This is a genomic window from Enterococcus sp. C57, from assembly GCF_040887305.1.
Classification (GTDB): Bacteria; Bacillota; Bacilli; order Lactobacillales; family Enterococcaceae; genus Enterococcus_B; species Enterococcus_B hirae.
Genome location: NZ_JBFOFP010000003.1, coordinates 173,128 through 185,866, shown reverse-complemented (window position 1 = coordinate 185,866; position 12,739 = coordinate 173,128). Strand labels below are relative to the sequence as shown.

Below are 12,739 nucleotides of genomic sequence, written 5' to 3'. Positions count from 1 at the left end.
TTTAAAAGGATGATTCAATGAATCAGCAGACAGAAATTCATTTTTCTGTCTGCTTTTTTAGTTATGATAAGAGTGACCATTTTGTAAAACGCTATGATTTTTTTTACCTCATAATATAAAATAAAAAAATAATATCAAGTAATGATCAATAGGAGGTCATATCGGTTCAGCAGTAGGTATTTTAATTCATTGAGATCATTATCTGTCTGATACTTTCACTTTACTTTAAAAAACATCTCGGCTATTCTTAAGTAGGTGTAAAAGTGAAGAGGTGAGCCATGAGAGTAGTTGTTGATAATTTTTTTACGATCATCTTAATTGCGAATATCTTATTATCAATTGTCATTGTTTTTCGTGAACGAAAAGAAACCGCTCAGACATGGGCATGGTTGTTAGTATTAATGTTTATTCCGATTGTCGGTTTTCTTTTATATATCTTTTTTGGCAGAGGTATTTCACAAGACAAGATCTTTGATTTGAAGATCCAAGGGAAAATCGGGAAGAACTTGGAAATTGAAGAAGACAAACAAGCCTTGATGCGAGGACTTTATCCGTATCCACCAACAGGACAAGTTGATGTCAAGCAACTAATCTATATGCTGACAGTGTTTGAAAGTACATTGTACACAACTGGAAATGAAGTGACTTTATTTACGGATGGACGAGAAAAATTTGATGCATTGATTGAAGACATCAAGCAGGCAAAAGATCATATCCATCTACAATATTATATTTATCGGGGCGATGCTCTGGGTAAGGAAGTGCGTGACGCGCTGACTGAAGCAGCTCAAAGAGGGGTCAAAGTCCGTGTATTATTAGATGCTTGGGGGTCTACCCAAGTAAATGCAAAATTTTTCCACGAATTACAGGTAGCTGGTGGTGAAGTCGCTTTTTTCTTTCCACTATTTGTCCCTTATATCAATCCACGAATCAATTATCGAAACCATCGGAAAATCGTTGTCATTGATGGGAAAATTGGTTATACTGGTGGATTTAATGTAGGAAACGAATATTTAGGAGAAGTTTCAAAGTTTGGTTATTGGCGAGACAATCATTTGCGAATCTATGGGGAAGCAGTTTATACGCTACAAAATCGTTTTTTGATGGATTGGAACTCGCAGCACGTGAAAGAAGTCAGCTATGCACCAAAATTTTTCCCAAAAATTGATTCTGTAGGCACTTTAGCACTTCAAATCGTCACAAGTGGCCCAGATTCTGAGCATGAACAAATCAAATTGACTTATTTAAAAATGATTTCATTAGCAAAAAAAGAAATATTGATTCAAACGCCTTACTATATCCCAGATGAATCCATTCATGAAGCATTGAAATTAGCCTTGCTTTCTGGTGTCAAAGTTCAGATTCAGATTCCCAATAAACCTGATCATCCGTTAGTCTATTGGGCAACTTATTCTTTTGCAGCAGAACTAATCGAATATGGTGCAGTGATCGAAACCTATGAAAATGGGTTTATCCATGCTAAGACCATGATCATTGACAGTGGAATAGTTTCAATTGGTTCAGCAAATATTGATGTCCGTTCATTCAAATTAGATTTTGAAGTGAATGCGTTGATCTATGATGAAGGAATGGCGACTCACGTAAGAAAAGCTTTCTTTGCTGATTCAAGAAAGTCACAACTGTTAACCAAAGAACGCTATGAAAATCGAGGATTTATCATCAAATTAAAAGAAGGTTTGGCACGATTGATCTCGCCATTATTATAATTGCTACTTCCAGCTAATCAAAAAGGACATGAGGGAGGCGTCTAAGACGTCAGCTCATGTCCTTTTTCTGTCGGGGCCATTTCTGTAAACTGTCAGAAATGGAGAAAGCGTCTCACAGGAACAAAACTAACTTTGGGGTACTTCTTGTTTTTGGGGAAAGCAAGAAATAAGTTAGATAATGTTTGATAAAGAGACACATTTCAAAGCCAGTATAGCATAGAATAACCTAATGAGATAGTGTTTTTTTATTAATAATCATTATTTTTGTTATTTTATAATTTTAATTCGTTTTCAAGTATTTTGTTAAATGTTAAAATGAACTTACTTTAGGACTGAAGGAGATTTCTAAATGAAAAAATTAAAATTACTTTTACCAATAATAGGATTAACTATTCTTTTATCAGGTTGTTCAAAATGGATCGATCGAGGAGAATCCATTACAGCTGTCGGGTCTTCCGCATTGCAACCATTAGTTGAAACAGTCGCTGAATCTTTTCAGGCTGCAAACCCTGGGAAATTCATCAATGTCCAAGGAGGAGGAAGTGGAACTGGATTATCTCAAGTCCAATCTGGAGCAGTAGATATCGGGAATTCTGATTTATTTGCGGAGGAAAAATCTGGAATCGATGCATCTGCTTTAGTTGATCATCGGGTGGCTGTAGTTGGGATCACACCGATCGTTAACAAGGAAGTGGGCGTTAAAGACATCTCAATGGAAAACTTACGGAAGTTATTTACGGGTGAAATCACCAACTGGAAAGAACTTGGCGGGAAAGACCAACCAGTGGTTATTTTAAATCGTGCATCAGGAAGTGGGACACGTAGTACTTTTGAAAAATGGGTCCTTGATGGAGAAACGGCGATTCGTGCGCAAGAACAAGATTCAAGCGGAATGGTGCGACAAATCGTTGCAGATACTCCAGGAGCAATTAGTTATGTCGCTTTCTCATATGTAACCAACGATGTGGCTACTTTGAGTATTGATGGTGTAGAGCCAACTGATGACAACGTTACGACCAATAAATGGATCATTTGGGCTTATGAACATATGTATACAAAAAATCAACCAAAACAGTTAACGAAAGAGTTTTTAAACTACATGCTATCAGAAGAAGTTCAAAATAATATCGTAGGTGAATTAGGTTATATTCCGGTTTCACGTATGCAAGTAGAACGTGATTGGGAAGGAAATATTGTAAAATAATCATCTTTACACAATCTTTACAAACTTCGCATAAATTTTACATGTTATTAAACTCAAATTGATGTTCGCTTTGTACACTGTATAAGTATGTTAAACCTTACTGGGGGGGAATCATCTGTGGAAGATGTGAAAAAAGTATTATTAACAAAATCAAAACGTTCAAAAATGGAGCAGCGTGGTAAATTCATCAGCTTCTTATGTATCGCCTTGATCGTTCTAGTAGTAGTAGCCATTTTTTATTTTGTTGCAAGTAAAGGATTAGCGACCTTTTTCGTTGATAAGATCAACGTATTTGATTTCTTGTTTGGAACGAATTGGAATCCTGGACAAATTGGTGCGGATGGTAAACCGATGGTCGGGGCATTACCAATGATCGCTGGTTCGTTTATCGTTACTTTTTTATCTGCGATCATCGCGACACCTTTTGCCATCGGTGCAGCGGTCTTCATGACAGAGATATCTCCAAAAAATGGCACAAAAATCTTACAACCAGTCATTGAACTATTAGTTGGTATTCCATCTGTTGTTTATGGTTTTATTGGATTATCAGTCATCGTACCATTTATCCGAAACATTTTTGGCGGAACTGGTTTTGGTATTTTAGCTGGGACATTTGTTTTGTTTGTCATGATCTTACCAACTGTGACGACTATGACAGTCGATGCCTTAAAAGCTGTGCCGCGTCATTATCGTGAAGCGTCATTAGCTTTAGGAGCTACACGTTGGCAAACGATCTATAAAGTCGTTTTACGAGCTGCTGTACCGGGAATCTTGACAGCCGTTGTATTTGGTATGGCACGTGCATTTGGTGAAGCATTAGCGATCCAAATGGTCATCGGGAATGCTGCCTTGATGCCAACAGGATTAACAACTCCTGCTTCAACATTGACATCGATTTTAACAATGGGGATCGGAAATACGATCATGGGAACAATTGAAAACAACGTGTTATGGTCATTAGCTTTGATCTTGCTATTGATGTCATTAATCTTTAATATCGTGATCCGAATGATTGGTAAGAAAGGGGCATTGAAATAATGAACGCAAAACGCTCTGATAAAATCGCAACAGGAGTCCTTTATGCAATATCGGGAATTATTGTATTGATCTTAGCTGCGTTACTTTTATATATTTTAGTTCGAGGAATTCCTCATATCTCTTGGTCATTTTTAACTGAACCATCAAAAGCCTATCAAGTAGGCGGCGGAATCGGTATCCAATTATTTAACTCGATTTATTTATTATTGATCACGATGATCATCAGTTTTCCGCTTTCTTTAGGGGCCGGTATTTACCTTTCTGAATATGCTGGTAAAAACTGGTTGACTGATGTTATCCGTACTTCAATTGAAATATTAAGCTCATTACCATCTGTAGTTGTTGGTTTGTTTGGCTTTTTAGTTTTTGTTATCCAATTCCAGTATGGCTTCTCCATTATCTCTGGGGCACTAGCTTTAACAGTTTTTAACTTACCTCTATTGACGAGAACGGTAGAAGAATCTTTACAAGCGGTGCATTACACACAGCGTGAGGCAGGGCTTGCATTAGGTTTGTCACGTTGGGAAACAGTGATTCGTGTAGTTGTACCTGAGGCAACTCCAGGGATTTTAACAGGAGTCATTTTAAGCTCAGGGAGAATTTTTGGGGAAGCAGCAGCTTTGATCTATACAGCTGGGCAAAGCGCGCCTGCACTTGATTTCTCAAACTGGAATCCATTGAGTGTCTCTAGTCCAATCAGTATTTTCCGTCAAGCTGAAACACTAGCTGTTCATATTTGGAAAATCAATACGGAAGGAACGATGCCAGATGGCGTATCAGTATCTGCTGGAGCATCAGCGGTCTTAATTATCGCAGTATTACTATTCAATTTTGGTGCTCGTGCGATTGGTAAACGTTTATACCGGAAAATGACTTCAGCTTAAGGAGAAGAAGTAAGATGAAAGAATATAATTGGAATGAAAGAAATATCATCACAATGGGTCAGGAAAAAGAAATCGCCCTTTATACAGATGATCTTCATGTTTGGTACGGTGACAACGAAGCGATCAAAGGTGTTGATCTGGAATTTGAAAAGAATAAGATCACAGCTTTAATCGGTCCTTCTGGCTGTGGTAAGTCTACTTATTTACGTTCGTTGAATCGGATGAATGATGGGATCGCAAATACTAAGGTAACTGGTAAAATCATGTACAAAGATGTCGATATCAATGCGCCACAAATTGATGTCTATGAGATGCGTAAGCGAATCGGAATGGTTTTCCAACGACCAAATCCATTTAGTAAATCAATCTATGAAAATATCACGTTTGCATTGAAGCAACATGGCGAAAAGAACAAGAAGAAATTAGATGAGATCGTTGAGACCAGCTTGAAACAAGCCGCATTATGGGATCAAGTAAAAGATAGCCTGGATAAAAGTGCTTTAGCCTTGTCAGGTGGTCAACAACAACGTTTATGTATTGCACGTGCGATTGCGATGAAACCGGATATCTTGTTATTAGATGAACCAGCCAGCGCACTTGATCCGATTTCTACTGGGACAGTAGAAGAAACATTGGTGAATCTAAAAGATGATTACACGATCATCATTGTGACCCATAACATGCAACAAGCAGCTCGTATCAGTGACTATACTGCCTTTTTCTACTTAGGAAAAGCGATCGAATACGATAAAACGAATAAGATATTTACTAGACCAAAAATTAAAGCGACCGAAGATTATGTATCGGGTCATTTTGGGTAAGACGGAGGATTCGTTATGACAAAAGAAATTATCTCATCAAAAGATCTTCACTTATATTATGGAAAAAAAGAAGCGTTAAAAGGAATCGATCTAAGCTTCAATCAAGGCGAAATCACAGCGATGATTGGTCCTTCTGGCTGTGGTAAATCAACTTATCTACGCTCATTGAATCGAATGAATGATTTGATACCGAGTGTGACGATCACTGGAAGTGTCCTGTATAAAGGAAAAGATATCTATGGCCCTAAAACGGACATTGTTGAATTGCGTAAAGAAATCGGAATGGTCTTCCAACAACCAAATCCTTTTCCCTTTTCGATTTACGAAAATGTGATCTATGGGTTAAAACTAAAAGGCGAAAAAGATAAAAAAGTCCTTGATCAAGTAGTCGAAGAAAGTTTAAAGGCTGCATCTGTGTGGGATGATGTCAAAGACAAACTGCATAAAAGTGCCTTATCCTTATCAGGTGGTCAACAACAACGGGTATGCATTGCAAGAGTGTTAGCCGTCAATCCAGAAATTATTTTGTTAGATGAGCCAACTAGTGCGCTTGATCCTGTTTCTACTGGGAAAATTGAAAGCATGCTCTTGGAATTAAAGGAAAGATATACTATGATTATAGTTACGCATAATATGTCACAAGCTTCACGGATTTCTGATAAAACAGCCTTTTTCTTAGATGGGAATTTAATTGAGTTCAATGATACGAAAAAAATCTTTATGACTCCAGAAAAACAAGAAACGGAAGACTATATCTCAGGGCGATTTGGATAAGGAGGAAACGAAATGTTACGTACACAGTTTGAAGAAGAACTACTTAACCTTCATAATCAATTTTATGAGATGGGGATGATGGTAAGTAGTGCAGTGCATAAATCAGTTCGTTCTTATATCAAACATGATAAAGCACTTGCTCAAGAAGTGATCGAAAATGATATTAAAATCAACGACATGGAAACACGTTTAGAGAAAAAAAGTTTTGAAATGATTGCTTTGCAACAACCAGTGACTACAGACTTACGGATGATTATTACCGTAATGAAAGCTAGTTCTGATTTGGAACGAATGGCAGATCATGCGGTTTCAGTTGCCAAATCAACGATTCGTGTGAAAGGTCAAACCAGAATCCCAGAGATCGAAAAAGAAATCTCTGATATGTCTGATTATGTCAAAAAAATGGTGGACAATGTGTTGGTTGCTTACGTCAAAACAGATGAAAAAGATGCTCGAACGATCGCAAATATGGATCAACGGGTCAATGATTATTTCAATCGCATCTACAATGCAACGATCAAAAATATGCAGTCTGATCCAGAAACAGTCATCAGTGGGACAGATTATCTAAATGTTGCCAGCTACTTAGAACGGATTGGCGATTATGTAACGAATATTTGTGAATGGATCGTGTATCTAGCTACAGGAAAAATCACCGAATTAAACTCAAATCATAACGAAATTTTCTAACTCTTGAAGATTGGAAAGTAACGATCAACGTGTGAGTTATAAGAAATAAGCCGAAAAATTCCAAAATAGGAAATATCCTAGGAATTCTTCGGTTTTTTTGTAACTTGAAGACTTAGAGTGAATATTGCTGACTTCTCTGAGAGAAAAAGGTCAAGACTAATTGTCATTTGTATAATCGAAATTCAGCGACTAGTCTTTGTTTTTTCAACTCGTTCAATTATAATAAGAGCATAGAGATGAAAAGGAGTGAAAGAAGATGAAATTTGTTGAGCAAGATTTTGCTTATTATGAGCGCACAATCAAAAGAATGTATCAAAGTTATTATTGGAAGCGAATTCTAATCTTAGCATTCGTACTCGTGATTGTTCTGGCTTATACAGGCATCTTTCAGGAACATTTGCTTTATAATGTTTTACTGATGATAATCATTGCTGGGGGAGGTATTTATCTTTATCTGCAAAAGCAAAAATTTCCAGAGGTCTATCAAAAATATCTAGAGATAAATCAACCAGAAGCAAAAATCGTTAAGATCCAAGAAGCAGAGTATAGTTATAATGATCTTGAAGACAAGAGTGTCAGGATTAACAAAACTGGTATGCGTAATTTGCCGTCAAGGAATAAACAGTATACATTGATGGTTGGATTCTCCAAGTCCTTTTTTCCGCGTGAACCACTTCAAATTGTTTATTATGATATGCTTGAACTAACCTATGAAGAAAAGTTTCGTTTGAAGCGAAACGGCTATCATTCAATGCCACGTTTTTTGCGTCGGTTTACATTTAGTAATTTAAAAGAAAGCATTGGGAATATGGGACGTTTTATTGTCGGAAATATATTTTTACTAGTTATCCTGTTTCGTGTTATACGCTATTTATGGTCATTTATCCAATTGCTTTTTTAATATCTATAATATTCATACATAATTCATAAAAAATTAGAAAACAATATTTCTTGCCATAAAAAGGGAAAGAAATATTGTTTTTAAAGCATTATTGGCTGGTTCAATGGGAAGTAAATCGTTCAGTAACTCAAGTTGGAGAAAAAGTTACAACTTAAGTCCTATGACTTTTTCTTCCATTCCGTGCATAATATGAATGTAAGGAAAAGCTTGCAAACTATATTTGCTTAAGGAGGCAATTTCCATGAAAGAAAGAGAACGTATTTTAGACTTAGTTAAAAAAGGGATCCTTTCCACTGAAGAGGGCTTAGATTTATTAGAAAGCATGGCAACTGAGAAAGATGAAAAGCAAATCGCAAAAGAAGCAGATAAAGTAACTGCTAGTCATAAAGAAAAAGATCAAGCAACTCAATTGATCGATGAATTGGAAAATGGCACATCAGAAGAAATCCATTTTAATGCCGATCCAAAACAAAATGAAAAAGAAGATCAAGAAAATTTGGAACGTATCTTAGATGAGTTAGCAACACAAGCCAATCAAACGTCGGCTCATTTAGACGAAGTGAATGAAAAGTTAGCACAAAATAAGGCGGCACGCAATGACAAACAGGAAACATTGATGCAGCTGAATACCAAAGAAGAATTGGATGAACTAACAGAAGATGAGCTTCTCCAAAGAAAGACTCTTGAATCTGAGATCAAGGAATTAGAAGCTGCGAGTGAACAATTAACAGAAGAACAATTGAAATTAGAAGCAGAATTAAAAGATATTCGCAAAAACCAATGGACAGAAAAGAAAGAAACAATTGCTGATAAATTTGAGTTACCGGATGACTGGAAAGAACAAGCCAACGATACATTGAACCAAGTTGGAGAAAAAATGTCTGAAGCTGGTTCTCAGCTAGGCAAGTTTTTGCGGAAGACATTCCAAACGGTATCGGAAACAGTTAATGAAAACATGGAATGGAAAGATGTCAATCTACGTGTACCAGGTATCGCAACGACAAAATTTGAACACGAATTTTATTATGAAGCACCTGCAGCAAGTATTCTTGATATCAAAGCTGCAAACGGAAATGTCACATTGAAAACTTGGGAAAGTGAAGATGTGAAAGTTGAAGCTAAAATCAAATTATACGGTAAAATGAATGCAGAACCATTCGAGGCATTCTTAGAACGTAGTCAAATTGAAGTCAATGATGAGCATGTCTCATTCCAAATTCCAAATAAACGTGTACGTGCGGATCTAGTCTTTTATTTACCAAAACGAGTATATGACCATACAGCAATCAAATTGTTAAATGGGAATATTACGATTAACGACTTAGAAGGTAAAGATGTGTACACCAAATCGACAAATGGAAATATCGCCATTCAAAAATTACAAGCAACCATGCTTGAAATTGAAGGTGTTAATGGGAATATCGATGTTCAATCAGGTGCAATCTTAGATTCGATCATCGAAACAGTGAATGGTACGGTCACTGTAGGAACAACCCCTGAAAATCTTTCCGTTTCTCTCGTTAATGGGGATGTACGGTTGACAATGAAAGAAGAACATTTGAAAAAAATTGAAGCAAGTTCAGTCAATGGCAATGTCAAAGTAGCTTTACCAACAGGAATTGGCATGGAAGGTAATGCGAAAACAAGTTTAGGCAGCATCAACAGCCGCCTGACTGATTATGAAGTAATCCGTGAAAAAAAAGAACGGACCAATCAATTACTACAGTTCCGTCGTCTCTCTGAAAATGAAGTAGCTAGAATCCAATTATCGACTACGACTGGTAGTATTTATTTGAAAGATACGGATCAATAAAGTAATCAACCGGTGAGTTAGCTTATTCTAACAATCGAAAGCAGGATTGATAAGTGGGATGTACGTTCACTATTAAACGATGATACTTGGTCATTCGTTCCTTTAACGAGGAAAAGCAAAAATCTTTGGAGAAAAAGTGTAGTGAGAATGAACAGTTTATCTATTGTCACACTCTTTTTCTTCCATTAAAATGAATAGAACAGAGGTGAAAGTAAAATGAAAAGAAAATTGACAAAATCAAATAAAAATATTGTTTTGACTGGTACATTAGCTGGGATCGCAGAATATCTTGGAATTGATCCAACGGTAGTTCGTGTGATCTATGTATTCCTAAGCTTAGTGGCATTTGGAAGTCCAGTTATCTTATATATTTTATTGGCTTTGCTCATCCCTTCTGGACGAAACAAACAGACTCGTTATGGGCATGAAAACCAATATTATCAAAATAATAATTATCATCATGAACAAACAAAAAAACGTAAAGAGGCGGAAAAGGTCAATGATGACGAATGGAGTGACTTCTAATGTCTTATCTTCAGCGCCTCATCGTGAATACGTTGACGTTCATCTCTCTGGCAGTGATTTTTCCGACGATGATTTATGTAGATAGTATTTGGACAGCTATTTTAGCAAGTTTCGTATTGTCCATCTTGAATATGTTCATTAAACCTATTCTAACAATTTTATCACTACCATTCACTTTAGTGACACTGGGCTTGTTCACATTTGTCATCAATGCGGCAATCTTGAAGATGACTTCCTTTTTTGTTGGAGCATCTAATTTTAATTTTGCTTCCTTTGGTTCAGCTTTTTTGATTGCTGTGATCATGTCAGTGGTGAATATGATTGTCAGTGAACACAATAGTAGAAGGTAAACGTGAACAATCGATAATGACTAAAAGGGTACATCCATGGGAAATGTTTTAAATTCCCTGGTTGTACCTTTTTTCTTTGTTTTATAAAAAAAGTGAATTTAAAATAAAAACGTTTTTTTTATTTGGTAGTACTTTTTGTCAGACAATGATAAAATGGGAAGGAACACTCTAATAGAAATGAGGTAGCACGAATGGCAGAAGTTGTAAAAGTAAGCCAATTAGTAGAAAAATTATCATTAGAAATAGTGACTGGTGATGAAAAGAGTTTGGAGCGTGTTATCGTAACTGGTGACATCTCAAGACCTGGTTTAGAATTGACCGGTTATTTTAATTATTATTCACATGATCGTTTACAATTATTTGGGAGCAAAGAGATTAGCTTTGCTGAACGGATGATGCCGGAAGAAAGACTGATGATCATGAGAAGATTGTGCAGTGAGGATATGCCAGCATTCATTATTTCTCGGGGGCTTCCAGCTTCTGAAGAAATGATTCAAGCAGCCAACGAATACGGTATGGCTGTCTTACGTTCACCAATCTCCACATCCCGTTTGCTTGGAGAATTATCTAGTTATTTAGATGGACGTTTAGCTCCTAGAACGAGCGTTCATGGTGTGCTAGTCGATGTTTATGGGTTAGGTGTACTCATTCAAGGGGATAGCGGAATTGGTAAGAGTGAAACCGCATTAGAATTAATCAAACGTGGTCATCGCCTGATTGCTGATGACCGAGTAGATGTTTATCAACAAGATGAACTGACAGTCATTGGTGAACCACCAAAAATCTTAGAACACTTGATAGAAATCAGAGGGATCGGAATCATTGATGTCATGAACTTGTTTGGAGCAAGTGCTGTCCGTGGTTCAATGCAAGTGCAGTTAGCCGTTTATTTAGAAGCCTGGGCGAAGGACAAAAAATATGATCGACTAGGTTCTGAAGATACTTCTGTGGAAATTGCAGAAGTGGGGATTCCACAAATAAAAATACCTGTCAAAACTGGACGAAACGTGGCCATCATCATCGAAGTCGCAGCAATGAATTTCCGAGCAAAAACGATGGGATTTGATGCAACAAAAACGTTTGAAGAAAGATTAAGTCGTCTGATCGAAGAAAATTCAGGGGCACAATAGCAAGGAGTGGAAACATGATAGCGCAAATCGATCGGGTAGCGTTCAATCTTTTAGGAATACCAATCTATTGGTATGCTTTGATCATTGTATCGGGAATAATTATTGCCATGTGGCTAAGTAGCCGTGAAGCCGTACGAGTTGGCTTAAAATCTGAGGATGTCACTGATTTTATGTTGTGGGGATTGCCACTTTCAATTATTGGCGCACGGTTGTACTATATTTTATTTGATTTACCACAATATATAGCTGATCCTATTCAAATATTCAATATCCGTTCTGGCGGGTTAGCTATTTATGGTGGATTAATCGCAGGTGCCATTACTTTATACTTCTTTACCAAATACCACTTTATTTCCATGTGGACATTTTTAGATATAGCAGCACCAAGTGTCCTACTCGCTCAAGCAATTGGGCGCTGGGGAAATTTTATGAATCATGAAGCTTATGGCCCTGTCACGACGAGAATCTTTTTAGAAAATCTTCATATCCCAAGATTCATAATTGATAATATGTACATTGAAGGATTTTATCGTCAACCAACCTTTTTATATGAATCCGTTTGGAGTTTGATTGGCTTTATCCTACTCCTATTTTTAAGAAACAAAAAGCATTTACTGAAAAAAGGAGAAGTTTTACTTGTTTATGTGATGTGGTACAGCTTCGGGCGCTTTTTTATCGAAGGATTACGGACAGATAGTTTATACTTCTTAGGTGTTATTCGTATCTCCCAATTGTTGTCAGCCTTTTTATTCGTTGGGACAATTATTCTGTTTATCTGGCGTAGAAAAAAAGGAAATCTACCAGATTACGATCGCACTTTTGGTAAAAATCAAATGATTATCTAATTTACAGAGCTAAAAAAATGAAAAAAATAGCAGGAGT

At 36.7% G+C, this 12,739-nt stretch carries 13 protein-coding genes; all 13 read left to right on the top strand.

Translation table 11 applies throughout. From position 1 onward, the window contains the following. Positions 1–278: 278 nt before the first annotated feature. The 13 genes from cls to lgt all read left to right on the top strand — a co-directional run bounded on the left by cls (position 279) and on the right by lgt (position 12,702). Positions 279–1,727 carry a cardiolipin synthase gene (gene cls, locus AB5M32_RS04675; RefSeq protein ID WP_178285818.1) on the top strand — a complete coding sequence of 483 codons (1,449 nt, stop codon included), beginning with the start codon at positions 279–281 and terminating at the stop codon, positions 1,725–1,727. A gap of 349 nt (positions 1,728–2,076) precedes the next feature. After that, the gene (locus AB5M32_RS04670; RefSeq protein ID WP_010718566.1) at positions 2,077–2,931 is read left to right on the top strand and encodes a phosphate ABC transporter substrate-binding protein PstS; all 855 of its coding nucleotides are present in this window, start codon (positions 2,077–2,079) and stop codon (positions 2,929–2,931) included. Positions 2,932–3,048: 117 nt separating this feature from the next. Beyond that, positions 3,049–3,969 carry a phosphate ABC transporter permease subunit PstC gene (gene pstC, locus AB5M32_RS04665; RefSeq protein ID WP_010718565.1) on the top strand — a complete coding sequence of 307 codons (921 nt, stop codon included), beginning with the start codon at positions 3,049–3,051 and terminating at the stop codon, positions 3,967–3,969. Continuing rightward, positions 3,969–4,853 (top strand): phosphate ABC transporter permease PstA, encoded by an 885-nt coding sequence (gene pstA / locus AB5M32_RS04660; RefSeq protein ID WP_010718564.1) that lies wholly within the window; start codon positions 3,969–3,971, stop codon positions 4,851–4,853. The genes pstC and pstA overlap by 1 nt, the downstream gene beginning before the upstream one ends. Positions 4,854–4,867: 14 nt before the next feature. Beyond that, positions 4,868–5,674: a phosphate ABC transporter ATP-binding protein PstB gene (gene pstB, locus AB5M32_RS04655; protein WP_010718563.1), complete on the top strand. Its 807-nt coding sequence runs from the start codon at positions 4,868–4,870 to the stop codon at positions 5,672–5,674. 15 nt (positions 5,675–5,689) lie between these two features. Beyond that, positions 5,690–6,448, top strand: a complete 759-nt coding sequence (gene pstB / locus AB5M32_RS04650; protein ID WP_010718562.1) for a phosphate ABC transporter ATP-binding protein PstB — start codon at positions 5,690–5,692, stop codon at positions 6,446–6,448. Between the two features lie 12 nt (positions 6,449–6,460). After that, a complete protein-coding gene (gene phoU, locus AB5M32_RS04645) occupies positions 6,461–7,138 on the top strand; it encodes a phosphate signaling complex protein PhoU (protein WP_010718561.1) in 678 nt (225 codons plus the stop codon). A 256-nt stretch (positions 7,139–7,394) separates the two neighbouring features. Next, positions 7,395–8,039: a hypothetical protein gene (locus tag AB5M32_RS04640; protein ID WP_034699165.1), complete on the top strand. Its 645-nt coding sequence runs from the start codon at positions 7,395–7,397 to the stop codon at positions 8,037–8,039. Between the two features lie 241 nt (positions 8,040–8,280). Next, on the top strand, positions 8,281–9,852 hold the full coding sequence (gene liaX / locus AB5M32_RS04635) for a daptomycin-sensing surface protein LiaX (RefSeq protein WP_178285820.1): 1,572 nt from the start codon (positions 8,281–8,283) through the stop codon (positions 9,850–9,852). Between the two features lie 216 nt (positions 9,853–10,068). Continuing rightward, entirely contained in the window at positions 10,069–10,377 is a 309-nt protein-coding gene (locus tag AB5M32_RS04630; protein ID WP_010718558.1) for a PspC domain-containing protein, read from the top strand. Then, positions 10,377–10,727, top strand: a complete 351-nt coding sequence (locus AB5M32_RS04625) for a phage holin family protein (protein WP_010737969.1) — start codon at positions 10,377–10,379, stop codon at positions 10,725–10,727. Before AB5M32_RS04630 ends, AB5M32_RS04625 begins: the two co-directional genes overlap by 1 nt. Before the next feature lie 191 nt (positions 10,728–10,918). Further along, on the top strand, positions 10,919–11,857 hold the full coding sequence (gene hprK, locus AB5M32_RS04620) for an HPr(Ser) kinase/phosphatase (RefSeq protein ID WP_010718556.1): 939 nt from the start codon (positions 10,919–10,921) through the stop codon (positions 11,855–11,857). 14 nt (positions 11,858–11,871) lie between these two features. Next, positions 11,872–12,702, top strand: coding sequence for a prolipoprotein diacylglyceryl transferase (gene lgt / locus AB5M32_RS04615; protein WP_010718555.1), 831 nt, complete (start codon positions 11,872–11,874; stop codon positions 12,700–12,702). Positions 12,703–12,739 lie beyond the last annotated feature (37 nt).